The sequence below is a fragment of the Roseovarius arcticus genome (genome assembly GCF_006125015.1).
GTDB classification, from domain to species: domain Bacteria; phylum Pseudomonadota; class Alphaproteobacteria; order Rhodobacterales; family Rhodobacteraceae; genus Roseovarius; species Roseovarius arcticus.
Genome location: NZ_SZZN01000001.1, coordinates 3597663 through 3621457 on the forward strand (window position 1 = coordinate 3597663; position 23795 = coordinate 3621457).

The window sequence follows — 23795 nt, forward strand, 5'->3', positions numbered from 1 at the left end:
TATTGTCACCTGCATATTCGACCTTGCACCGGCAGTGCGCGCAGCCTTTCGAGCGGATAGCAGATGAATAGACGCAAGCAGACTGACAAACATACGACTTTCGCGGTCATCGGCCTCGGCAATTTCGGCAGTACGGTGGCAAGCGAGCTGATCCGCTTTGGCAATCACGTCATCGGGATGGACCATGACGAACGTGCGGTGAACGCGCAGGTCGAAACCCTTAGCCAGGCGCTGATCGTCGATGCCCGCGATGAGGCTGCCCTGCGCGAGGCGGGCGTGGGCGAATGCGGCGTCGCGGTTGTTGCTATTGGTGATGATCTGGAATCCAGTATCCTTGCCTCGATCAACCTCAAGACCATCGGGGTTAAAACGGTCTGGGCCAAAGCGATGAGCAAGACGCATCACCGCATCCTGAGCAAACTCAAGGTTGACCGCATTATTCATCCCGAAGTGGAGGTTGGCCAGCATATCGCTCAGGTCCTGCATAATCCTCTGGTGCGTGATTATGTCAGCCTCGGCAACGGCTTCATCGTGGTGAACTTCCGTATTCCCCAATCGCTGGAAGGGCGGAAACTGACCGATATCCCATACGATTCAAAATACGATCTGCGCTGTGTCGGGGCCATGCGCGGCACCGAATGGCTGGGGTGCGATGGCAGCGATTGCACTTTGCAAAAGGATGATCTGCTGCTGCTTTTGGGCCAACGGTCTAATCTGCGCAACTTTGCGGCCAGTCTTTGATGCCACATAAGCAGGCGCGCTCGCTCTCTACGGGCGGTTGGCGATTGCCGCCGCCTGCGACGCTGGGACTAATTTATCTAACGTTTATCTTGCTGGGCGGTGGCGTGTTGTGGCTGCCGGTATCTAACGCAGGCGACGTCACGCTTTGGGATGCGCTGTTTACTTCGACGTCGGCGGTGACTGTGACAGGACTGATCGTAGCAGATACCGGCAGCGCCTTTACTCCTTTCGGGCAGGCGGTGATCGCGCTGTTGATCCAGTTGGGGGGCCTAGGCCTGATGGTCTTTGCTGTTATGTTGCTGACGGTATTGGGCATCCCTATCGGTTTGCCCTACCGCGCCGTGCTGCGCGAGGAGGTCAACCAAAAGACCCTGCACAACCTGACTGATATCGCGCGGGTGATCATTGCCGTGTCCCTATCCTGCGAGTTGATCGGCGCTGCGATCCTCAGCTTTGTGTTTGTGCCGGAATTTGGCTGGGCCAAGGGGATTGGCCATGCGCTGTTTCATTCTGTGTCGGCGTTTAACAATGCTGGATTCGCGCTCTATCCAGACAGCCTTATGAGCTGGGTGGATGATCCGGTGATCAATACGGTACTTCCAGCGCTTTTCATCATAGGTGGGCTAGGATTCATTGTGTTGGCGGATATTTACCGCGTGCAGACTTGGCGCATGCTGACGCTGCATAGCAAGCTGATGATTGTCGGCACGTTGGCCCTGATCGGGTTTTCATGGCCGATGTTCGCGGCCCTTGAATGGACAAATCCCGGCACGTTGGGCGGTCTGCCTGACACCGCGTCACGTGTCTGGGCTAGCTGGTTTCAGGCGGTAACGACGCGTACGGCCGGTTTCAACTCGGTCGATACAAGCGCGATGCATGACAGCACAACATTGATGACGATGGCGCTGATGCTGATTGGCGGCGGCAGCACGTCGACCGCAGGCGGGATAAAAGTGACAACGGCAATCGTGTTGGTGGTCGCGACGATTGCGTTTTTCAAGCGGCAGACGCAGATGCATATCTTTGGCCGCAGCCTTGGCTCTGAGGAGGTGCTGAAGGTGCTCGCGCTGACGACAGTATCGATGCTGCTGGTGATGACAGGAATCTTCGTCACATCAATCTCGCATGACGGCGATTTTTTGGACCTCGCGTTTGAGATCACATCGGCCTTTGGCACAGTCGGTCTTTCGCGCGGCACCACGGGCGAGCTGGATACGATAGGCCGAATCACTGTCATGCTCATCATGTTCTTGGGCCGTGTCGGCCCGCTGAGCCTGGGATTCTTCCTCGCGACGCGCAGTGTACCGCGCGTGCGTTACCCCAAAGGCCAGATTTATCTAGGCTGACGCAAGTTGTGCCCACTATTGGCCAAGTCGGACAGCTTGCATACTTTATGTGCACTAGAGCCTTAAAAAGCAGTGAGAATATGAGGTAATCGAGTATTGAGCGAAAAAAATTAGCAAGGTTGTTGCATTGATATCCGTTTGTCGGTTTAGTCCCCGTTCAACGCGGCGCATGATCGCGAACAAACGATAACACAACAGGGAGACTCATTTGTCCGAGTCTAAGACCAGCGACGCGTTCGTCGAGTTTGATCGCGTACAAAAAAGCTATGATGGCGAAACTCTGGTCGTCAAAGACCTGAACCTGTCCGTTCCCAAAGGTGAATTTCTGACGATGCTTGGCCCCTCCGGCTCGGGCAAGACGACGTGCCTGATGATGCTAGCTGGGTTTGAGACGGCGACGCACGGCGATATCCGCCTTGGCGGCACGTCGATCAATAACATCCCCCCGCACAAGCGCGGCATCGGCATGGTATTTCAGAACTACGCCCTTTTTCCGCATATGACGATCGCCGAAAACCTGTCGTTCCCTCTTGAGGTGCGCAAGATCGGCAAATCAGACCGCGAGGCCAAGGTGATGCGCGCGCTCGATATGGTCGAGATGGGCAGTTTCGGCGGTCGCCGTCCATCGCAGCTCTCCGGTGGCCAGCAGCAGCGCGTCGCGCTGGCCCGCGCACTGGTGTTCGAGCCTGAGCTGGTCCTGATGGATGAGCCGCTGGGAGCGTTGGACAAGCAGCTGCGCGAAAAGATGCAGTTCGAGATCACCGATTTGGCCCACAATTTGGGCATCACCACAGTCTATGTGACACATGACCAAACCGAGGCGCTGACCATGTCAGACCGCGTTGCCGTGTTCGACGATGGCCGAATTCAGCAAATTGCCGCGCCTGACGTGCTTTACGAGCAGCCCGAGAACAGCTTTGTCGCGCAGTTCATTGGTGAGAACAACACGCTGCAAGGCGTCGTCAAAGAGATCAAAGGCGATCTTGCTCTGGTCCAGCTGGACGGTGGCGGTCTGATCGACTGCAAGCCAATAAACGTGTCCAAGGTAGGCGACCGGACGCAGGTTTCGATCCGTCCAGAGCGTGTCGAGTTTGACAAAAAGCGTCTGCAAGAGGGCGTGCATACGCTGAAGGCGGAAGTGCTGGAATTCGTCTATATGGGCGACATTTTCCGCACCCGGCTACGCGTGGCCGGTACCGACGATTTCATCATCAAGACGCGCAATGCCCCAGACCAGAAGCGCCTGCAACCGGGCCAGCAGCTGGAAATCGGCTGGCTTCCGCAGGATTGCCGCGCACTGGACGCATGACGTTAGGAATATCGCGGCCGCACACGGCCCGATGAATAGAGGGAAAGGTGGACAGGCCCGTGCCGCCCCCTCAAACGAAAAAAACGGGTCTAACTAGGGAGAATAACATGAAACTAACTAAAACACTTCTGGCCTCAACGGCATTGACGGCCGTGGCTGGCTTGGCATCCGCTGAAGTCAAAGAACTGACCATCGTCAGCTGGGGCGGCGCCTACTCGGAATCGCAGAAAAACGCGTATCACCTGCCCTATACCGAAAAAACCGGCATCACGATCATCAACGATGACAGCTCGAACGAGGCCGTGGCCAAGCTGCGCGCGATGAACGAGGCCGATAACATCACGTGGGATGTGGTCGATGTGGTCGCCTCTGACGCCATTCGTCTTTGCGACGAAGGTCTGGCAATTGAAATCGATCCTGACACCATGCTGGCCGACGGCGACGACGGCTCAAAGGCGGCGGATGATTTCGGCGATCTGCTGGTCTCGGACTGCTACGTTCCCAGCATCGTTTATTCGACGACCTTTGGTTATCGCACCGATCTAGTCGGCGACACGCCCCCCAGCACCGTCTGTGACGTGTTTGACCTAGAGAAATACCCCGGCAAGCGTTCGCTGGAAAAGCGCCCGATCAACAACATGGAATGGGCACTGCTCTGCGACGGCGTGGAAAAGGCCGAAGTCTATGACGTGCTGGCCACCGAAGAAGGTCAGCAGCAAGCGCTAGACAAGCTGGACACCATCAAGGACAGCGTCGTTTGGTGGAATGCCGGTGCTGATACGCCCCAGCTGCTCGCCGATGGCGAAGTCGTCATGGGCTCCACCTATAATGGCCGTCTGTTCAGCCTGATCGAAGAGCAGGACCAGCCCGTTGGCATGCTGTGGGACGCTCAGGTGTTCGACATTGATGGCTGGATCATTCCCGCCGGCCTTAGCGAAGAGCGTCAGGCAGCTGCGTTGGAGTATCTGAAGTTCGCGACAGACACTCAGCGTCTGGCCGATCAAGCCGCCTACATCAGCTACGGCCCCGCACGCAAGTCGTCGGCCCCGCTGGTCGGCAAGCACGCGACGCTGGGCATCGACATGGCGCCGCACATGCCGACAGACCCCGAGAACGCCAAGAACACGTTCCTCTATAACTACGAGTTCTGGGCAGATTACCGCGATGACATCGACGCCAAATTCCAGGCGTGGTTGGCTCAATAAGATATTGGTTTGAGGCGGGAGTGCCCGCCTCGCGCCTACCAATAAGTGCGGCCCGCAATGTACGGGCCGCACGCTACCAACCGGGGACGAAATGCGTATGCCCAAGGGCTTTCTGATAGGCCACATCACGGTGAAAGACGCAGGCGCGTATGCTGAATACGTCCAGCGCGATACACCGATCCTTGAGCGGCATGGCGGACGCTTTATCGTTCGTGCAGGCCAATCCGAAACGCTTGAGGGCGCGGCAGAAGAGCGGCACGTCGTGATTGAATTCCCCAGCTATGCGGCCGCGCGCGGCGCCTATGACGACCCCGAATACCAAGCCGTCGCAGACATTCGCAGACGGACCGCGGACAGTACGATCATTCTGGTCGAAGGGACTTGAAGACATGAGCGATACCGCCACCAACGGGCCTGTCCTGGCCGCAGATGGAACCCCGCTAAAGCGCAGTTTGTCGCGCGCCCTGCGTGTGCAAAAGCTGCGTGCGCTGGCCCTGATCGCGCCATTGCTGCTGTTCGTCCTCATCTCCTTTATCTTTCCCATCGGCGATATGCTGTTCCGCTCGGTCGAGAACCAGATCGTCGAAAATACGCTGCCATACACTGTCGAGGAGTTGTCCAAATGGGATGGCACCGATGACGCGCTGCCGCCTGAGGCCGTCTTTCGCGACATGTATTTCGATCTGTATCTCGCAACCGAGATGAAGCGTCACACCCGCCTCGGCTCGCGCTTGAACTACGAGGCCAGTGGTATGTCGTCGCTGTTTCGGCAGGCGGGCCGCAAGCTGGACGATCCGGGCAAAGATGCCCAAAAAACGCTAGAGGCGATTGATCCACGATGGGGCGATCGCGAAACTTACTTTGCTTTGTTCAATGCCGCTGAAGGCAAGTCTGTCGACAAAGACCTGCTAGCCAAACAGGAAAAGCGCATTCGTTGGCTGTCAGATGAATTACCCACTGGCGAGATGAATTTCGCCCCGTCCGCGACTGTATCGAACCTGCTCCCGCTCAGCGCGCGCGTCTACACCTCATCGGCTGTAATAACTGGGCTAATCAAGAACAAGACCGTGGCCGACGCCAAGCCGATGGATTCGCTATATCTCGCGCTGGTGCAGGACGTAACGCGCCCCGGTTTCTTGGATGATCTGGCAAGCTATGACGGACCGCAAAAGGATGCGCTGACTGCGCTCGCAAACGCCGGTCTGAAAGCGCCTGACTATACCGCCATCTTTGAGGATATCGACCGCGACTGGGCGAGTATTGAGACGTGGCGCATCATTCAGACGCATAGCGGCCCCTATACCAGCGGTTATTTCCTGAATGCCGTAGACATGATGAAAACGCCCGATGGCGCCGCAGTTCAGCCCGAAAATAAACGGGTATTGATCCAATTGTTCATCCGCACCCTTATCATGTCGATGACTATTATGGGCGCGTGTATCCTGTTGGGTTATCCTGTCGCGTGGCTGCTGGCTAACTTGCCATCGCGCAAGGCGAACGTGCTGATGATTTTCGTTCTGCTGCCCTTCTGGACGTCGCTTCTGGTGCGTACCTCGGCGTGGAAGGTAATGCTGCAACAGCAAGGCGTCATAAACGACGTGCTGGTCTGGATTGGCCTCGTTGCTGATAATGACCGCCTTGTGCTGATCAATAACCAGTTCGGCACGATAACAGCGATGACGCACATCCTGCTGCCCTTCATGATCCTGCCGATGTATTCGGTAATGCAGACGATCAACCCGACCTATCTTCGTGCCGCAAAATCGCTGGGCGCGACGAACTGGACAGCGTTCTGGCGCGTTTACTTCCCGCAATCCATTCCGGGCATCGGTGCGGGCTCGATCCTCGTCTTTATCCTCTCGATTGGCTACTATATCACGCCCGAGATCGTCGGCGGCACCAAGGGTGTCTTTATCTCTAACCGGATTGCCTATCACATCTCGTCCAGTCTGAACTGGGGCCTTGCCGCCGCGCTGGGTACCATCCTGCTTGCCGTCGTGCTGGCACTCTACTGGTGCTACGACAAGATCGTCGGCATCGATAACGTGAAACTGGGGTAACGCGACATGAGCCTTCCAATCTACGCCACGTTCGGCCAGCGCGTCTGGTACTACACCTTCCGCATCATCTGTGCGCTGATCTTCATCTTCTTGATCACGCCGATCCTTGTGGTCATTCCACTGTCGTTCAACGCCGAGAACTTCTTTACCTTCACGCCCAAAATGCTCAGCTTTGATCCTGAGGGTTACTCGCTGAAGCACTACCGCGATTTTTTCAGCAACAACGAATGGCAGCGGAGTTTTAAGAACTCGCTGATCATCGCGCCTATTGCCACGGTTATCTCGGTTAGCCTTGGCACGCTGGCGGCAATCGGTCTGTCGCAATCGCATGTGCCGTTCCGGCGCGCGATTATGGCGATCCTGATCTCGCCGATGATCGTGCCGCTGATCATCTCGGCGACAGGCATGTTCTTCTTCTACTCGAAGATCGGCAATTTCATGGAAAACTCCATTGGCCTCGACAAGAACCTCGTCGGCTACATCAAGGTTGTCCTCGCCCACGCGGTGCTGGGTATCCCGTTCGTGATCATCACGGTGACTGCAACACTTGTCGGCTTTGACCGCTCACTAACCCGCGCGGCCGCGAATATGGGCGCAAACCCGGTGACTACGTTCTTTAAGGTGCAGATGCCGCTGATCCTGCCGGGCGTCATCTCCGGTGGCCTCTTTGCTTTCATCACGTCCTTTGACGAAGTGGTCGTGGTGCTGTTCGTCGGCTCGGCCAGCCAAAAGACGCTGCCGTGGCAGATGTTCACTGGCCTACGCGAGCAAATCTCGCCGACGATCCTTGCGGTTGCGACGATCCTGGTTGGCATTTCGATCCTGCTGCTCACAACGGTCGAGCTGCTCAGGCGGAGGTCCGAGAGGCTCAGGGGCATGTCACCCGGCTGATACGAAAAAGGGGCGCCATCCGCTGGAGGCGCCTCTTTTCATTCGTACATCGTTTCGGTGTTTAGCTGCGCACCAGCGCCTCATATGCAGCGCCGATCTCCTGCGTCAGCGCGCCAACTTCGAATGTGTAATCCCCGATCATTCCCACTGGCGTCACCTCTGCGGCGGTCCCGGTCAACCAGCACTGCTCAAACCCTTCCATCTCGTCAGGCATGATATGACGCTCGTGTACCGCGATCCCGCGCTCTTTCAGGATCCCAATGACGGTCTGCCGCGTCAGTCCGTTTAGAAAGCAATCTGCAAGCGGCGTGTGCACCTCGCCATCCTTAACGAAGAAGATGTTGGCTCCCGTCGCCTCGGCCACGTAGCCGCGATAGTCCATAAACAGCGCGTCCGAACAGCCTTTGGCCTCGGCCGCATGCTTTGACGTGGTGCAGATCATGTAAAGGCCTGCCGCCTTGGCGTGAACCGGGATCGTCTCGGGGCTGGGCCGCTTCCACTTCGAGATGTCCAATTTGGCGCCCTTGGTCTTGGCGTCGCCGTAATAGGCACCCCACTCCCACGCCGCGATGGCCAGATGCACGGGATTGTGCGAGCTGGCGACACCCATGTCCGGCCCCGCGCCGCGCCACGCGATGCAGCGCACATAAGCGTCTGTCAGACCCGCCTCAGCCAGCACTTGCATCTTGGCCGCCTCGATCTGGTCGACCGTGTATGGCACTTCGAAATCCAGCTCTCCGGCAGAAAAATGCAGGCGCTCAGAATGCTCGCGGCTCTTGAATATCTTGCCATTATACGCGCGCTCCCCCTCAAAGACTGAGCTGGCATAATGCATCGCGTGGGTCAAAATGTGGACGTTGGCATCGCGCCAATCGACCATCGTGCCATCCATCCATATCTTGCCGTCGCGGTCGTCGTAGCCAGCCATATCGTGCCCTCCAAGGTGCAGCTTTTGCATTTGTTGCGCATTATACGTCCGAAACGGACGTTAAATTGCGTAGAAACTGCGATTCGCTACCAGTTGAAACTTGGAAAGTCAATAAAGCTGACGTAAGTTGATCAAAGGCAGCAAAAGGGGGGACATATGGCTGAGGTGCAAGGCGGGGAGGCACTGCTTTTCCTGACGGATGAACAGTTGCAGCAGGGGATTGAGGCGATGTTCTTTGCCTATCAAGGCTTCACCGCTGATCCTGATCGCATACTTAGCACCATGGCCTACGGACGCGCCCATCACCGCGCGATCCATTTTATTGCGCGCAAGCCGGGCACAACGGTGACGAACCTGCTAAACATCCTTGGCGTGACAAAACAATCGCTGAACCGTGTCCTGCGCACGCTGGTTGAGGATGGCCTCGTTGCCAGCCGCGTCGGCAAATCGGATAAGCGCGAGCGCAACCTGCATCTGACGCAGGAGGGCGCCGCGTTGGAGCGCGAATTAAGCGATGCGCAGCGCGCCCGGATGCGCGCGGCCTACCGTGCGGCAGGGCCAGGGGCGGTGACAGGCTTCAGGCAGGTGCTTGAGGCGATGATGGATCCCGACATGCGCCGCCGTTACCAGACATTGCGAGAGGCACAATCATGAGCGATCCAGCCCCCCACCTGCTGATCGTCGACGACGACGAACGCATCCGCGGCCTCCTGCGTAAATTTCTGGCGCGGCACGGCTTCCTCGTGTCTGTCGCGCGTGATGCGGCTCATGCCCGCCGCGTTCTGGCGGGGCTTGAATTCGATCTGATCGTGATGGACGTGATGATGCCAGGCGAGGACGGCGTTGCGCTCACCCGCGCTCTGCGCGAGACGCTCACGACTCCCATTTTACTGTTGACCGCACGCGGCGAGACGGATGACCGCATCGCGGGGTTCGAGGCCGGCGCAGATGATTACCTTCCCAAGCCCTTCGAGCCAAAGGAATTGCTGCTGCGTATAAATGCCATTCTGCGCCGCATGCCCGAGCCTGAGCCAGAGGGCGCCGCGCCCAAGGTCCTCGCGCTTGGCCCAGTACGCTACGATATGGAGCGGGCGGAGCTTACGCAGGATGGCACGCCCATCCGGCTGACCGCGACCGAGACGCAACTGATGCGCATTTTCTCGCAGAACCTGCGGCAGGCGGTTAGCCGCGCAAAATTGGTCATCGACTTGGGCCGCGATCAGGGCCAGGCGCAGGAACGCGCTGTTGACGTTCAAATCACCCGCCTGCGTCGCAAGATCGAAGCAGACCCCAAGCAGCCCCGTTACCTGCAAACAGTGCGCGGCGAGGGCTACATGCTGGCTCCGGACTGATGCCCTTTTCTTTTTGCTAAAAATATCCTCGCCGAAGGCATAAAATCTCTTTGTGCGAACCCAGCGTCTCACTCATATCGTCGCCCTTGCGGGATGCAGGCGCAGGTAGTATTCCATCCCCATGAAAAAGATTATCGACATTGATGACCGATCGCGCCTGCCTTGGCGCTTCTTTGGTGCGTCGCTGTCCGTGCTTGCGCACCTATAACAGGCGCTTGCCTGCCCGATACAAATTCATTCTGACAATACGGGAGAGGACCTATGTCCCCCAAGACGCTCTATGACAAAATCTGGGATGCCCACATGGTGCATGAGGCCGATGACGGCACCTGCCTTCTCTACATCGACCGGCATCTGGTGCATGAAGTGACCAGCCCGCAGGCCTTCGAGGGCTTGCGAATGACGGGCCGCACTGTGCGCGCGCCCGACAAGACGATTGCCGTGCCCGACCATAACGTGCCCACCACGCTGGACCGTGCCAAGGGAATTGAGAACCCCGAAAGCAAGATCCAAGTCGAGGCGCTGGACAAGAACGCCGCAGACTTCGGCATCCATTATTATCCCGTTTCGGACGTTCGCCAAGGTATCGTGCACATCGTCGGCCCCGAGCAGGGGTGGACGCTGCCCGGCATGACCGTGGTGTGCGGCGACAGCCATACCGCCACGCACGGTGCATTCGGCGCGCTGGCGCATGGCATCGGCACGTCCGAGGTAGAGCATGTTCTGGCGACCCAGACGCTGATCCAGCGCAAGGGCAAGAATATGAAGGTCGAGATCACTGGCAAGCTGTCCAAGGGCGTCACCGCCAAGGACATCACGCTGAGCGTCATCGCGAAAACCGGGACCGCCGGCGGTACTGGATATGTCATCGAATATTGCGGCGAGGCTATTCGCGATCTGTCGATGGAAGGCCGCATGACTGTCTGCAATATGGCCATCGAGGGCGGCGCACGCGCAGGCCTGATTGCGCCGGATGAAAAGACCTATGAATATTGCAAGGGTCGCCCCCACGCACCAAAGGGAGAGCAGTGGGATGCCGCACTGACATGGTGGATGACGCTCTACTCTGATGACGACGCACATTGGGACAAGGTTATCACGCTCAAGGGCGAGGATATTGCGCCCGTCGTCACATGGGGCACCAGCCCAGAGGATGTTCTGCCAATCACGGCGCGCGTTCCTGCCTCAACCGATTTCACCGGCGGCAAGGTTGCAGCCGCGCAGCGTTCGCTCGACTATATGGGCCTGACCGCAGGAACACCCTTGAGTGAGGTAGAGATCGACACTGTGTTCATCGGGTCCTGCACCAATGGCCGGATTGAAGATCTACGTGCAGCTGCCGCGATCCTGAAAGGCAAGAAGGTTAAGGAAGGTCTGCGCGCTATGATCGTCCCCGGCTCTGGTCTCGTCCGGGCTCAGGCCGAGGAGGAGGGGCTCGCCGATATCTTTATCGAGGCCGGCTTTGAATGGCGCCTCGCTGGCTGCTCGATGTGCCTCGCGATGAACCCCGATCAGCTATCACCGGGCGAGCGTTGCGCCGCGACCAGTAACCGCAACTTTGAGGGTCGTCAGGGCCGGGGTGGCCGCACGCATCTGATGTCGCCCGCCATGGCAGCGGCCGCAGCGATCACGGGCCGTCTGACCGATGTGCGCGAGATGATGTGATGGCTTGCGGTGCGCCCCTAGGATTTGCGCAGCTCGATGTGCGATTTCAGCACCTCATCCCCGTCTTGCTGCTCAATGCGGTAGGCGGGGCTGTCCTCGGACGCATCGCGCGTCACCTCAGTGCCCTTGATCGTCAGCGTAATTTTTTGCGTATAGACCTTGGTCACCTCGCCGGTTCCAGTGCCATTGCCCCAGTCCCATTCGACTGTCGTGCCCTCATTGTATGACATGATGCTCTCTCCCTTAGCGTTCGCATGATGAACGCGCGCTGCGCAGGCTTGGTTCCGGGCGCGCGGCACCCGACAAAGGATACTACGATGGAAAAATTTACCAAGATTAGCGGTATCGCCGCGCCCATGCCGATGATCAACATCGACACCGACATGATCATCCCCAAGCAATTCCTCAAAACGATCAAGCGGACCGGCCTCGGCGTGAACCTCTTTGACGAGATGCGCTATGGCGACGACGGTCAGGAACTTCCCGATTTCGTATTGAACAAACCGGCCTACCGCGAGGCGGAAATCCTCGTCGCGGGTGACAACTTTGGCTGCGGATCGTCGCGAGAACATGCGCCTTGGGCAATCAACGATTTCGGTATTCGCTGTGTCATCGCGCCCAGCTTTGCCGACATCTTTTACAACAACTGTTTCAAGAACGGCATTCTGCCCATCGCCCTGCCGCAAGAGCAGGTCGATCTGCTAATGACAGAGGCGCAAAAGGGCGCAAACGCCCGGATTGAGGTGGATCTGGAAGCGCAGACTGTCACGACGTCGGATGGAGAAGCGATCCCGTTTGAGGTGGACGCGTTCAAGAAACATTGCCTGCTTGAGGGTCTCGACGATATTGGGCTGACCATGGAAAAGGCCGCGTCCATCGACACGTTTGAGGCGAGCGCCAGCGCAGAGCGCCCTTGGGTATAAACCCTGCCAAGCAACATTCGGCCCACTGAAACAGGGCCGAATGTTGCGGACTTGTGCCCAGATTGCGCGCGTCAACCATATCTAGTGGTACGCACATTCCCTGCCGCATCGCCCCATTATATTGATGCAATAGCGCATCAGTCGGCCGCGCCATCGCGCCACATGAGTCTAAAGGCTTACCAAATTCTTGAGCATCGGTTCGAAACAAGGCACGATTGCGAGAGAGCTGAGGCGTACCGCCATAAAGTGCGGGATCAAGTTGGAACAAAGTCGCGGCATCGTATCGCGGCAGGCCAAGTTGAAGAGGGATTGGGAAGTGATATCACATGTCGCCGGCGCAGCTATACGCGCTATAATGATTGCAGTTCTTATCGCGCTTCCGTCACTGATGGTGGCGCAGGGCACCCAAGAAGCGAGCCAGATCATTCTGCTCATCGCCTTCGTTGCCGGGATGCTGGTTTTCGCCGAATACTCTGCCCAATCACCCACCATCATTGAATTTCGATTTGCCGCGCCATTTAACCGGATCAAGTTCTTCGGCTTGGCGTTGACCGTGTTGATCCTGTCGTCAATCGCGCGCGGCGCAGGTAATCCTGGCTCACTGACCCTTTTGCTGATGGATCTGGGCCGCGCGCTCGGCGCTTCGCTGGACTTCCCCTATTCCCCAGTGCGGCAAGTGCTTCTGCTTGTGCCTGTGCATACCTCAATGGAGCTGGCCGATTTCATCGCGATTGCTGCTGGATATAGCTACACGATATCTCTGGTCATGATCGTGATTTTCGCGCTTTTAGTGCGACTACTGGGTTGGCCAGTGCGTCGCGGCGCCTTTAATGTCTGGATGAATCTGCCGATGTTCGACCCCACGCGCGGCGGTGATGTGGTTCAAAAACTTCATCGCGAGGCTGGCATTAACATTTCCTTAGGGTTTGTCCTGCCATTCTTGCTTCCAGTCGCGGTGGCGCTGCTTGACGGCATAGTCGAGCCCGCCTCGCTGTTGCATCCGCAGCGGTCAATCTGGGTGATTTCGGCATGGGCCTTCCTTCCTGCGACATTGGTGATGCGCGGTATCGCGATGCACCGCGTGGCCGAACTGATTACGGCCAAGCGGCGGCGCGTATATGCGCAGGCCGAGGATGCGTTGCAAACGGTCTGATTGCGCTGAGCCTGTGCTGGCTGTGGCTGGCACTGCCTGCATCGGCCGACACGTTACGCGTCGCAACCTTCAACATCGAATTATCACGGGATGGACCGGGTCTGCTGCTGCGCGATCTGGCACGCGGTGACGCGCAGGCAGACGCGGCGGCGCAGGTGATTGCGGACGTGGCGCCTGATATTATCCTGCTTCAGAATGTCGATTATGACCTTGAGTTGCGCGCGCTGGGCGCGCTGCGTGATCTGATTGCCCAAAAAGGGCTGAACTATCCGGCGATGTTTGCCCTGACACCAAATACCGGCATGGCGACTGGCCTCGATATGGACGGCGACGGGCGGCTGGCTGAGCCTGAGGATGCCCAAGGCCACGGTGCGTTTACGGGTCAGGGCGGCATGGCTATTCTGTCGCGCTGGCCGGTGGATACTGGCGCTGTTCAAGACCTGAGCGGGCTCTTATGGCGCGATATGCCAGACGCAATGTTGCCGACTGTGGACGGCGCCCCCTTCCCGTCCGCCGCCGCGCAGGACGTGTTACGGCTAGCAGATGTGGCGCATTGGGCTGTGCCTGTGCTCCATCCTAGCGGGCCGGTTACGCTGCTGGCCTTCCACGCCAGTCCGCCTGTTTTTGACGGTCCAGAGGATCGAAATGGGCGGCGCAATCACGACCAGTTGCTATTTTGGCGACACTATTTGAATGGCACATTCGGCCCGGCGCCAGACCGCAGATTCATTGTACTGGGCCATGCCAATCAGGATCCGAACCGGGGCGACGGGATAAAGGCCGGTATTCGCGGCCTGCTGTCGGACCCCCGCTTGCAGGACCTTATCCCGCAGCGGCGCATGGGCGACCCGCCCGATGCGACAGTCCACTGGCCGCGTGTTAGCCCGTCCTACATGCGGGTCAGCCATGTTTTGCCATCGCTTGACTGGACGGTGACGAATTCAGGTGTTCATTGGCCAATGGACGGCGCAAACGCCGAACTGGTGGCGACCGCTAGCAGGCACCGCATCGTCTGGGTCGATCTGGAGGTGGACTAAATCCACTTTGCCATCGGCGGCAATGACATCAGCACTGCGTTCGCATCGTGCCCGGTGGCGAGGCCGAATTTAGTGCCCCGATCATAAACTAGATTGTATTCGGCGTAGAGGCCGCGATGCACAAGTTGCGCATCCTTGTCGGCGTCGGTCCAGTCTTGCACGCGGCGCTTCTCGATCAGAGGGATGAACGCTGGCAGAAACGCCCGGCCAATATCTTGGGTCAGGGAAAAATCCGCCTCCCAATCGCCGGAGTTCTGATCGTCCATAAAAATCCCGCCGACGCCGCGCGCCCTCTTGCGATGCGGGATATAGAAATACTCATCCGCCCAAGCCTTGAGCCGGGGGTAGTGATCGGTGCCGTGCGGGTCCAGATGTGCCTGCTGCTGGGCGTGAAAATGGGCAGTGTCGCCTTCGTATTCAATGCAAGGGTTCAGGTCTGACCCGCCGCCGAACCACCACGCATGTGGCGTCCAGAACATCCGCGTGTTCATGTGCACGGCCGGGCAGTGCGGGTTTTGCATGTGCGCGACCAGGCTGATGCCGCTCGCCCAAAAGCTGGGATCGCCGTCCATGCCTGGCACACCGCGCGCGGCCATCGCTTTTTGCGCCGCCTCGCCAAGCTGGCCGTGCACTTCGGACACGTTCACACCGACCTTTTCGAATACACGGCCGCCGCGCATGACGCTCATCAGGCCGCCGCCAGCATCGCCGCCATCGCCGTCATCGCGGCGGGTCTCATTCACCTCAAACCGGCCTACGCCTGCCTCCGATAACGGCCCGGTGTCGTGACTTTCCTCCAGCCCCTCGAACGTATCGACGATTTCGTCCCGCAGGCTGCGAAACCATTCGGCGGCGCGGCGCTTTTCGTTGGTGAAATCCTCGGTCATGGATGACCCTTTCCGCAGGTTCAGTGAGCTGGCGACGCCACCGGATCAACCAGAGAGCGGCCCCCGTCGAGGGTCACGATCTGTCCCGTCATAAAGCTAGCGCCGTCACTGGCCAGAAACTGAACCGCATCTACCAGCTCGCTACAGGCGGCAATGCGGCCCAGCGGTGTATTTTGCTCGATATCGCTGCGATAGTCGCCATGGTCCTTGAGGGTTTCCTGCAACGACCGGCTCATCACTGAGCCAAATGCGAGGGCGTTTACCCGGATGCGGTGCGGCGCCAACGTGACTGCCAGCGAGCGTGTCATCTGGTCGATGGCCGCCGACGATATGCCGTAGGCAAGCAATTCGGGATGGGCGCGGCCTGCCGCGATGGATGACAGGTTGATGATCGCTCCGCCGGGGGGCGTTTCTTGCCCCTCGGCCTGCTTGATCATGCGTTTCGCGACCAGCTGGCTCAGGCGCAGGGCGGTCATCAGGTTCTGGTCTAGCAGCATGCTTACCGCGTCGTCGTCTGGATTAAGCGGGTCCGACGTGACCACCTGACGTGAGGCATTGACCAGAATATCGACCGAATCGAAGGCGTCGATGGTGGCTGACAGCAGGTTGGCCAGCGTCAGTTTTTCGCGCAGGTCGCCTGCGAAGTAGCGGATGGGGCCGTCGTCACTAGCCTCGCCCAGTTGATCGGCCAGCGCATCCTCGTCCATGTCGGCGAACATGACGTTTGCGCCCTTGTCAGCCAGATGCCGCCCGATGGCGAGGCCGATGCCGTTGGCCCCGCCGGTGACGATGGCCGTCTTGCCGGAGATCGAAAATGACATTGTGTTGCGTCCTTAGTGAGGGGGGTCTTAGCGCTTTTTGCGCATTGGGCGGCGGGCGTGCAGTAGCTTGAAGCGTGCGTCGCCGCCCGGCACCTCGGAGACGTCGGCAAACAGCCCCGCCAGCGTTTGCTCGTACGGTAGATGGCGATTGGCGACCATCCACAGCTGGCCCGCAGGTTTCAGCATTTCGGCGGCTGCGGCAATAAAGGCCCGGCCCAGAGCCGGATCGGCCTTGCGTGCGGTATGAAAGGGTGGATTCATCAGCACGGTATCGGCGAGGGTCTCAGGACGCCAGCGCAGGGCATCCTCCCAATGAAGGCGGGCGCGGGGGTCGGTCACGTTTAGCCGTGCGCAGGCCAGCGCCGCATGATCCGCCTCAATTGCGTCGATCTGCTTGATGCTCTCGCGCTCTAGCGCGCGGTGCGTAAGGTAGCCCCAGCCGGCGCCCAGATCGATCACATGCGCGCCCAGTTTTTCGGGCAGATTATCCGCCAGCGCGCGTGACGCAGGGTCGATCCCATCGGCAGAGAAGACACCGGGCGCGGTAACGTATCCCTCTTCGATTTCGGAGGGCTCGCCTGTGCGCCAATCATCCAATGCTGGCGCTGGGTCCATCCAGAACAGCTTGCCATGGGCCTTGCTGATGGGGCCGGACACGCCGTCCGCTTGCTTGCGGCAACCCTTGAGCGCCGATTCGATGCCGTCGGTTTTCAGCCCGTCGACGATGACCGGCCCGTCCGTGACGTCCGCTGCCTCTGCGATCAAGCCGCGCGCGCGACCTTTGGCGCGTGGCAGGCAAACGATAGACGCGCCATATCGCCCCTCGGGCGCGGTATTGCATGCATAGCCAAGCGCGGCAAAGTAATCGCGGTCCGGCTTGTTGCCGGTAATGACGTGGCACAGATCCTGCGATAGCGCCGTCAGGTCCGTGTCTGCCGTCGGCGCAAAGATAGCGATACGTGCGCCGCCGGGCAGGGAAAGACCGTCGCTCGCAAGCGCCAGAGAAAGCCGAATACCTGTCATAGGGTCTATTCCCGTTCCATCGTGCATTGCAGGGGGTGTTGATGTTGGCGCGCAAAATCCATCACTTGCGACACCTTGGTCTCGGCAATCTCGGCGCTGAAGACACCAACGACGGCAACACCTTTTTTGTGGACCGTAAGCATAATCTCAAATGATTGCGCGCTGGTCAGATTAAAGAATCGCTCTAGCACAGCGACTACAAATTCCATCGGGGTGTAGTCGTCATTCAGCAGTAAAACCTTGTATAGCGGCGGGCGCTTAGTCTTGGGGCGCGTCGCGACGACGACGGATGTGTCATCATCATCGTCCTGTCCGGCCATTGTCCAATACTGCGATGTCATGAGGTTTGCGGGTCCGTTTCACGAGTCGATTGTTAGGGCGTCTATATAGCCTTTGTAGTTTGTTTTGAAAGGGGGGTGACGGCGGTGCGCTTCGAGGCCCGGATAGGGCCGGCAGAGTGATGCGGGGGCTGCCCGATGGGGCGGCCTGACGATCGCCTGGCTTAGGGTTGGGCGCGCTCGCTCCACCCTTCTGACTGCATTTCTCGCAATCTGCTTGCTGTGCGCTCGAACTCAAAGCTACCTTCGCCCTCAACATAGAGAAATTCCGGCTCAGCGGCGGCCGAGCAGATCAGGCGCACGCGCGCCTCGTATAACGCGTCAATCAGCGTAACAAAGCGTTTCGCCTCGTTAAAGTTCTGTCGGCTCAGCAGAGGTATCTCCTCTAGCACGAGTACGCGCGCGGCATCCGCGAGTGCCAGGTAGTCAGCAGCGCCCAACATTCGGCCGCACAGGTGGTAGAAGCTGGCCCTCGCAACCCCATTGTGGAACGCAGGAATCTCAAGCTGGCGTTTCTGCACTGTCAGGGTATGGGGCTGCGCCGCGCCGTGTGTCAGGCTTTGCCACACTTCCTCTATCTTAGCGCGCGCATCGGCGTTGATCGGCGTGAAATACGTCTGGCTGCCTGCGATCTTGTCCTGTCTGTAGTCGGTAGGCGAGGTCAGCTCACGCACCACCATCCGCTCCTTGAGCAGGTCAATGAACGGCAGGAAAATTTGCCGGTTTAGGCCATTTTTATACAGGTCGTCGGGAATCCGGTTCGATGTGGTCACCACCACAACGCCTGCATCGAAAAGCGCCTGAAAGAGGCGCCCGACGATCATCGCATCGGTGATGTCGCTGATCTGCATTTCGTCAAAGGCCAGCAGTCGGACCTCTTCGGCCACCTTGGCGGCAACGGGTGCCACCGCATCCTGCGCGCCGTCCTGACGGGCAGCGTGGATACCGGCGTGGATTTCCTGCATAAAGGCATGAAAATGCACGCGGCGGTTTGGCACGTCCAATGAGGCGGTGAACATATCCATCAGCATGGATTTCCCGCGCCCCACACCGCCCCACATATATAGGCCCTTGGGCGGCTCGGATGCCTTGCGAAACCATCCTTTGGGCGATGCCTCGGCCAAAGCGGCGCGCATCCGTTCGAATTCGGGCAGGATGGCCTCCTGCGCGGGGTCGGCGGTCAGTTCGCCAGCGGCGACCATATCGGCGTAGATATCGGGCATGGTTTTCATGGCCTGCGGGATACCTCGCATTTGAGTAGTTTGGAAGCGGCCAAGGCACCCATCAGGCGCGCGCGTCCTTGGGCGAGCCCATGACAACATACGACGTGATCGCATTCACCTGCGGCAGCACGCCCATGACATCGGTATGAAACGCCTTATAGCTGGGTAGATCTGCCACCTCGATTCGCAAAAGGTATTCTACTGATCCGGTGATGTTATGGCACTCGACCACCTCGGGGGCGGTAGCCATAGCGCGCTCGAACGCTTCCTGACTTGCCTTGGTATGGCTGTTCAGTCCTACGGTGGCATAGGCGATAAATCCGACGCCGATTGCGCTGCGGTTCAGCACGGCGCGATAGCCCGCGATGACGCCGCGCCGCTCCAGATCCTGAACGCGGCGCAGACAGGCGCTGGGCGACAGACCGCAGCGATCGGCCAGCTCAATATTGCTGATACGGCCGTTACGAGAAAGCTCTTGCAATATGCGGTCGGTTATTCTGTCCATAGCGCCGCGATATTGCAGATAAAAGCGAGTCAGTGCAAACAAACGCAATTTCAATTCAGCTCAATCCGAATAATGTTGCGCGCATTACACTGGATATTCTCATAGCGCTGGTCGCCTTCTGTTTTGTCGGGGTGATTACCCCCGGCCCGAACAACCTGATGCTGATGGCGTCTGGTGCCAATTTCGGATTTCGCCGGACAGTGCCGCATATGCTTGGCGTAGGGCTGGGTATGCCTGTTCTGGTCACGCTTGTCGGCGTCGGCATCATTCGTATTTTTGAGGCTTTTCCAATCGTCCAGACCATTTTGACGGTGCTGAGTGTCGCGTACCTGCTCTATCTGGCGTGGAAGATCGCGAATGCAGCCCCGCCGCGAAAGGCGAGCGAGGACGAAGCAGGCACGCCTTTGACCTTCCTTCAGGCCGCTGCGTTTCAGTGGGTCAATCCCAAGGCTTGGTTCATGGCGCTTTCAGCCATCACGCTCTACGCCGGTGGGCGCGATTTGATGGCGATCTTGTGGGTCGCGGGCAGCTATTGCGCCGTGTCGACCGTCAGCGTCACCAGTTGGACCGCGCTGGGCCAGCAAATGCGGCGGTTTCTAAATAGCCCCGGCCGATTGCGGGCATTCAACTGGATCATGGCCGCGTTGCTGGTGACGACGCTGGTCCCCGTGCTATGGCCTGCGGATCAGTCGGAAAAGGGCCTGCCACATGACGCTGACACTGCTGCATACCAGTGAGGTTCACTGCGCCACTTTTGACACGCTGAGGACGCGTATCGCGCCTGATGCCACGCTGACGCATGTGGTGCGACCTGATTGGCTGGCCCGCGCGCAGGACGGCATAGATGCCGCGCTTATGGCCGAGATGACGCAAGCGGTGCAGGGCGCGGCAGGTCCGGTATTGTGCACCTGCACGACGCTGGGGTCGGTGGCCGCAGCCTTGGGCGCAACGCGTATCGACGCGCCGATGATGCAGGCGGCAGCGCGCATCGCGGCCAAGGCTGGCGGCGCGATCGTCATGGCCTATTGCCTCGATAGTACGCTGGCACCCTCATGCGCGCTTTTGGACGCGGCGCTGGAGGCCGAAGGATACGCCGCGCGCGTTCATACGCTGAACCTTTGCCAGTTCTGGCCGCTCTTTGAGGCGGGCGAGGTTGCGGCGTTTCACGCTGTCGTCGCCGCCGCGATTCGTGAAAACCTGCCCAGCGTGCCGGACGCGGCCTGCGCTGTGCTGGCGCAGGCCTCAATGGCAGGCGCGGCGCCGTTGCTGGACGGTTTGGCTATCCCTATGCTTGCCTCGCCCGAGATGGCCCTGCGCGCGATGCTGGATATCGCGACCTGATTGCATTTCTGCGCGCACAGGGCCATATAACGCGGGCATCAGACGGAGCCTCGCAGATGACCCACTACCTCGACTTTGAAAAGCCGCTTGCCGAAATCGAAGGCAAGGCCGAAGAGCTGCGCGCGATGGCCCGCTCTGGTGAGGGCGTCGACGTCGATGAAGAGGCCGCCGCGCTGGACAAGAAGGCTGGCGTCATGCTGCGCGATCTTTACAAGGATCTGACGCCGTGGCGCAAATGCCAGGTGGCGCGCCACCCAGAACGGCCCCATTGCACCGATTACATCAAAGCATTGTTTACCGAATACACGCCGCTGGCCGGCGATCGCAACTTTGCCGATGACCATGCCGTCATGGGCGGCCTTGCGCGGCTAAACGACCGCCCCGTCATGGTGATCGGCCATGAAAAGGGTAACGACACCAAATCGCGGATTGAGCGTAATTTCGGTATGGCCCGTCCCGAGGGGTATCGTAAGGCGATTCGCCTGATGGAGATGGCGGCGAAGTTCAATCTGCCGGTGATCACGCTGGTCGACACGCCCGGCGCCTATCCCGGCAAGGGCGCCGAAGAGCGTGGCCAGTCCGAAGCGATTGCCCGTTCGACCGAAACATGCCTGCAAATCGGCGTGCCACTGGTCAGCGTAGTGATCGGCGAGGGCGGCTCGGGCGGGGCAGTTGCCTTCGCCAGCGCGAACCGCGTCGCGATGCTGGAACATTCCGTCTATTCCGTGATTTCGCCCGAAGGCTGCGCCTCGATCCTGTGGAAGAACGCCGAGAAGATGCGCGAAGCCGCCGAGGCGCTGCGCCTGACGGCCCAGGACCTGCTTAAGCTGGGTGTCGCCGACCGCCTGATAGAAGAGCCGCTGGGCGGCGCGCATCGCGACCCCAAGAAGGCGATGTCGAATGTCGCCGCCGCGCTGGGCGAGATGCTGAAAGAGCTGGATGGCAAGAGCCCAAAGGCGCTAATTAGCGACCGCCGCGAGAAATTTCTGAATATGGGCACCAAGGGACTTGCGGCCTAAGCTGCCAGCATTCTGAGGCCTTGGGTCACGTCCGAGCGGACGGCGAGGCGCAGCGCAGGCTCGTCCCCCGCCTTTAGCGCGCCAATAATGAGACGGTGATAGGGAGGCGGCTCTTTCTGGCGCAGCTTGCCGTATAGCTTGCGCATCGTTGGACCCATTTGCAGCCATACGGTTTCGGCCATTGCCAGCATCGCGGGCGCCTGCGCGCGCAGGTAAAGCGTGCGGTGAAATTCTAGGTTGCGACGAATATAGGCGACAGCATCATGGCGCGCGATATCCTCGGCGATGGCGGCGTTGATCGTGGTCAGCCTGTCGATCAGTGCGATATGTGCGCGAGGCAAGGCGCGGCTGGCCAGCTCAACTTCCAGCAGGGAGCGTAGCGCCGCCAACTCCTCTATCCGGTCATTGCTAAGCTCGGGCGTGGCAACGCGGCCCGATTGGCTGAGCGTCAGAGCGCCCTCAGCCACCAGCCTGCGCAACGCCTCGCGGGCCGGTGTCATCGACACGTCAAATTCGCGGCCTATGCCGCGCAGTGTCAGCGCTTGGCCCGGCGCAATCTCGCCGTGCATGATACGAGTGCGCAGGCCGCGGTAAACGCGGTCATGGGCGGGGGCGGCCGGATCGGGTCGGGGGTTCATCAACATGACGCTGTTGTGATCACAAATGCCGCCCGCGTCAATCGAAGCGATAGCGATGTAGACCAGTGCCATGAGTGCGAAGCCAGCCACGGTGCGTCTCGTACTCCGGCATCAGCATGGCGACGACCGCCCAAAAGGCGGGCGAGTGGTTCATCTGCTCCAGATGCGCGACCTCATGCGCGGCGACATAGTCCAGCACATCAGGCGGCGCCATGATCAGCCGCCACGAATAGCTGAGGCCGGCGGTGGAAGAGCATGATCCCCAGCGGGAGCGCGTATCGCGCAGTGTGATACGGCTGTAGGGGCGCCCTAGCGCGGCTGAATAGCGATCAGAGGCGGTGACCAGCCGGTCATGCGCTAGCGTCTTTAGCCACGCTTGCAGGCGCGCTGGTTGGCCGCCCGGCACGAGCAGAGTGTCATGGGTCACAGTGACGCGGCGTCCAGTGCCTGTCTCCAGCCGGTAGACTTGCCCTTCGACGGGAATGTCCGCGCCGGGCGCGGCGCGCACGTGCGGCGCGCGGTCCTCCAGATGGCCCTGAAGCCAGCGCTGTTTCGAACGGGCGAAGTCCAGTGCCTCACGCTCCGGCAGGCCGCGCGGCAGGGTCAGCGTTACCCTTCCGTCCACCGACGACACGCGCAATGAGATGCGCCGTGCCCGCGCCGAACGGCGCAGCGTGACCGCGATTGGGGGGTCACCGGGAAGGATATGCTCGCCCATATGCCTTGCTGCCTATTGGGGTGTTTGACTTAAAGGCTTTGACACCTTTGCCCTGTTATGGCAGGTGGCGCAGATCGCATGCAAGGCACCATATTTGAAAGGGACGCACATGCCCAAGGAAGAATGGGGCGTCAAGCGCCTGTGCCCGACCACTGGCCAGCGCTTCTACGACCTGAACAAGGATCCGATCGTCAGCCCTTACACGGGCGAAGTCGTCGAGCTGAACACCGGCAAGAGCCGGTCGATCAAGGCCGACGCCGAGGATGCCGAGACGAAGAAGATGAAAGAGGCCAACACCGACGACGGCGCGGTCCTGGACGACGATGATGACGATGATGTCGAGGTCAATCTGGGCGATGACGTGCTCGAGGATGACGACGACGACGACGTGTCTCTGGATGAGATCGCCGACGTTGCCGCAGACGACGACGATAGCTGATACGCATAGTCTGTACAGACTGGCCGGGCCGGATTTTTCGCTTGATCCTGCCCGGCGCTTTGCCTAATCAGCACCCAGCGGCCCACGGGCCGCTGTTCGGGGCCTTAGCTCAGCTGGGAGAGCGCCTGCATGGCATGCAGGAGGTCAGGGGTTCGATCCCCCTAGGCTCCACCAACTTTCCTATTTTTTGATACGCTGCAACGGAATCGTAAATGCGATGAACGCGCCGCGCG

General features: G+C 59.5%; 26 protein-coding genes, 1 tRNA gene and 1 pseudogene. 18 read left to right on the top strand and 10 right to left on the bottom strand.

Annotated elements, in window-relative coordinates:
* The first annotated feature begins 63 nt into the window (after window positions 1-63).
* From MK6180000_RS17185 to MK6180000_RS17215, 7 genes and pseudogenes are all read left to right on the top strand, one after another.
* Window positions 64-741, top strand: a complete 678-nt coding sequence (locus tag MK6180000_RS17185) for a potassium channel family protein (protein WP_138935857.1) — start codon at window positions 64-66, stop codon at window positions 739-741.
* Window positions 741-2087 (top strand): TrkH family potassium uptake protein, encoded by a 1347-nt coding sequence (locus MK6180000_RS17190; RefSeq protein WP_138935858.1) that lies wholly within the window; start codon window positions 741-743, stop codon window positions 2085-2087. The genes MK6180000_RS17185 and MK6180000_RS17190 overlap by 1 nt, the downstream gene beginning before the upstream one ends.
* A 208-nt stretch (window positions 2088-2295) precedes the next feature.
* Window positions 2296-3396, top strand: a complete 1101-nt coding sequence (locus tag MK6180000_RS17195) for an ABC transporter ATP-binding protein (protein WP_138935859.1) — start codon at window positions 2296-2298, stop codon at window positions 3394-3396.
* A 107-nt stretch (window positions 3397-3503) separates the two neighbouring features.
* Window positions 3504-4601, top strand: a complete 1098-nt coding sequence (locus MK6180000_RS17200; protein ID WP_138935860.1) for an extracellular solute-binding protein — start codon at window positions 3504-3506, stop codon at window positions 4599-4601.
* 97 nt (window positions 4602-4698) lie between these two features.
* Window positions 4699-4986: a DUF1330 domain-containing protein gene (locus MK6180000_RS17205; RefSeq protein ID WP_138936562.1), complete on the top strand. Its 288-nt coding sequence runs from the start codon at window positions 4699-4701 to the stop codon at window positions 4984-4986.
* Window positions 4987-4990: 4 nt separating this feature from the next.
* A complete protein-coding gene (locus tag MK6180000_RS17210; protein ID WP_138935861.1) occupies window positions 4991-6661 on the top strand; it encodes an ABC transporter permease in 1671 nt (556 codons plus the stop codon).
* Window positions 6662-6673: 12 nt separating this feature from the next.
* Window positions 6674-7552: pseudogene (locus MK6180000_RS17215) on the top strand (ABC transporter permease); the annotation flags it as partial.
* Window positions 7553-7613: 61 nt separating this feature from the next.
* Here MK6180000_RS17215 and MK6180000_RS17220 read toward each other — a convergent pair.
* Window positions 7614-8480 carry a branched-chain amino acid aminotransferase gene (locus tag MK6180000_RS17220; protein WP_138935863.1) on the bottom strand — a complete coding sequence of 289 codons (867 nt, stop codon included), beginning with the start codon at window positions 8478-8480 and terminating at the stop codon, window positions 7614-7616.
* 156 nt (window positions 8481-8636) lie between these two features.
* Here MK6180000_RS17220 and MK6180000_RS17225 point away from each other — a divergent pair, with 156 nt between their 5' ends.
* From MK6180000_RS17225 to leuC, 3 genes are all read left to right on the top strand, one after another.
* Complete coding sequence (locus tag MK6180000_RS17225; protein ID WP_138935864.1) at window positions 8637-9134, top strand: MarR family winged helix-turn-helix transcriptional regulator; 498 nt, start codon at window positions 8637-8639, stop codon at window positions 9132-9134.
* Complete coding sequence (locus tag MK6180000_RS17230; protein ID WP_138935865.1) at window positions 9131-9832, top strand: response regulator; 702 nt, start codon at window positions 9131-9133, stop codon at window positions 9830-9832. Before MK6180000_RS17225 ends, MK6180000_RS17230 begins: the two co-directional genes overlap by 4 nt.
* A gap of 261 nt (window positions 9833-10093) precedes the next feature.
* Window positions 10094-11497 carry a 3-isopropylmalate dehydratase large subunit gene (gene leuC / locus MK6180000_RS17235; protein ID WP_138935866.1) on the top strand — a complete coding sequence of 468 codons (1404 nt, stop codon included), beginning with the start codon at window positions 10094-10096 and terminating at the stop codon, window positions 11495-11497.
* A 17-nt stretch (window positions 11498-11514) separates the two neighbouring features.
* Here leuC and MK6180000_RS17240 read toward each other — a convergent pair whose 3' ends face one another.
* Entirely contained in the window at window positions 11515-11727 is a 213-nt protein-coding gene (locus MK6180000_RS17240) for a hypervirulence associated TUDOR domain-containing protein (protein WP_138935867.1), read from the bottom strand.
* An 87-nt stretch (window positions 11728-11814) separates the two neighbouring features.
* Here MK6180000_RS17240 and leuD point away from each other — a divergent pair, with 87 nt between their 5' ends.
* The 3 genes from leuD (at window position 11815) to MK6180000_RS17255 (ending at window position 14610) form a co-directional block, all read left to right on the top strand.
* On the top strand, window positions 11815-12420 hold the full coding sequence (gene leuD, locus MK6180000_RS17245) for a 3-isopropylmalate dehydratase small subunit (protein WP_138935868.1): 606 nt from the start codon (window positions 11815-11817) through the stop codon (window positions 12418-12420).
* Between the two features lie 355 nt (window positions 12421-12775).
* Complete coding sequence (locus MK6180000_RS20760; RefSeq protein ID WP_246040562.1) at window positions 12776-13573, top strand: hypothetical protein; 798 nt, start codon at window positions 12776-12778, stop codon at window positions 13571-13573.
* Between the two features lie 74 nt (window positions 13574-13647).
* A complete protein-coding gene (locus MK6180000_RS17255) occupies window positions 13648-14610 on the top strand; it encodes an endonuclease/exonuclease/phosphatase family protein (protein WP_246040622.1) in 963 nt (320 codons plus the stop codon).
* Here the strand turns inward: MK6180000_RS17255 and hemF are convergent.
* The 6 genes from hemF to MK6180000_RS17285 form a co-directional block, all read right to left on the bottom strand.
* Window positions 14607-15497: an oxygen-dependent coproporphyrinogen oxidase gene (hemF, locus tag MK6180000_RS17260; RefSeq protein ID WP_138935870.1), complete on the bottom strand. Its 891-nt coding sequence runs from the start codon at window positions 15495-15497 to the stop codon at window positions 14607-14609. The two genes, MK6180000_RS17255 and hemF, sit on opposite strands and share 4 nt — an antisense overlap.
* Window positions 15498-15517: 20 nt before the next feature.
* Window positions 15518-16318, bottom strand: coding sequence for an SDR family NAD(P)-dependent oxidoreductase (locus MK6180000_RS17265; protein WP_138935871.1), 801 nt, complete (start codon window positions 16316-16318; stop codon window positions 15518-15520).
* Window positions 16319-16345: 27 nt separating this feature from the next.
* On the bottom strand, window positions 16346-17341 hold the full coding sequence (locus tag MK6180000_RS17270; protein ID WP_138935872.1) for a class I SAM-dependent methyltransferase: 996 nt from the start codon (window positions 17339-17341) through the stop codon (window positions 16346-16348).
* A 5-nt stretch (window positions 17342-17346) separates the two neighbouring features.
* On the bottom strand, window positions 17347-17682 hold the full coding sequence (clpS, locus tag MK6180000_RS17275) for an ATP-dependent Clp protease adapter ClpS (protein WP_138935873.1): 336 nt from the start codon (window positions 17680-17682) through the stop codon (window positions 17347-17349).
* A 161-nt stretch (window positions 17683-17843) separates the two neighbouring features.
* Window positions 17844-18911, bottom strand: a complete 1068-nt coding sequence (gene zapE / locus MK6180000_RS17280; protein WP_138935874.1) for a cell division protein ZapE — start codon at window positions 18909-18911, stop codon at window positions 17844-17846.
* Between the two features lie 52 nt (window positions 18912-18963).
* Window positions 18964-19407 (bottom strand): Lrp/AsnC family transcriptional regulator, encoded by a 444-nt coding sequence (locus tag MK6180000_RS17285; RefSeq protein WP_138935875.1) that lies wholly within the window; start codon window positions 19405-19407, stop codon window positions 18964-18966.
* Window positions 19408-19490: 83 nt separating this feature from the next.
* Here MK6180000_RS17285 and MK6180000_RS17290 point away from each other — a divergent pair, with 83 nt between their 5' ends.
* Genes MK6180000_RS17290 through MK6180000_RS17300 form a run of 3 tightly spaced genes read left to right on the top strand, consistent with a single transcriptional unit; the run spans window position 19491 to window position 21767 of the window.
* Window positions 19491-20144, top strand: coding sequence for a LysE family translocator (locus MK6180000_RS17290; RefSeq protein ID WP_138936563.1), 654 nt, complete (start codon window positions 19491-19493; stop codon window positions 20142-20144).
* Window positions 20116-20748, top strand: a complete 633-nt coding sequence (locus MK6180000_RS17295) for a hypothetical protein (protein ID WP_138935876.1) — start codon at window positions 20116-20118, stop codon at window positions 20746-20748. The genes MK6180000_RS17290 and MK6180000_RS17295 overlap by 29 nt, the downstream gene beginning before the upstream one ends.
* A 56-nt stretch (window positions 20749-20804) precedes the next feature.
* The gene (locus tag MK6180000_RS17300; RefSeq protein ID WP_138935877.1) at window positions 20805-21767 is read left to right on the top strand and encodes an acetyl-CoA carboxylase carboxyltransferase subunit alpha; all 963 of its coding nucleotides are present in this window, start codon (window positions 20805-20807) and stop codon (window positions 21765-21767) included.
* Here the strand turns inward: MK6180000_RS17300 and MK6180000_RS17305 are convergent.
* Together MK6180000_RS17305 and MK6180000_RS17310 are read right to left on the bottom strand one after the other, a co-directional pair.
* Window positions 21764-22411, bottom strand: coding sequence for a GntR family transcriptional regulator (locus MK6180000_RS17305; protein ID WP_138936564.1), 648 nt, complete (start codon window positions 22409-22411; stop codon window positions 21764-21766). The two genes, MK6180000_RS17300 and MK6180000_RS17305, sit on opposite strands and share 4 nt — an antisense overlap.
* A gap of 31 nt (window positions 22412-22442) precedes the next feature.
* A complete protein-coding gene (locus tag MK6180000_RS17310; protein WP_138935878.1) occupies window positions 22443-23123 on the bottom strand; it encodes a M48 family metallopeptidase in 681 nt (226 codons plus the stop codon).
* A 109-nt stretch (window positions 23124-23232) separates the two neighbouring features.
* Between MK6180000_RS17310 and MK6180000_RS17315 the strand changes: the two genes are divergently transcribed.
* Entirely contained in the window at window positions 23233-23562 is a 330-nt protein-coding gene (locus tag MK6180000_RS17315) for a TIGR02300 family protein (protein ID WP_138935879.1), read from the top strand.
* A gap of 98 nt (window positions 23563-23660) precedes the next feature.
* Window positions 23661-23736, top strand: a tRNA-Ala gene (locus MK6180000_RS17320).
* Window positions 23737-23795: the final 59 nt, after the last annotated feature.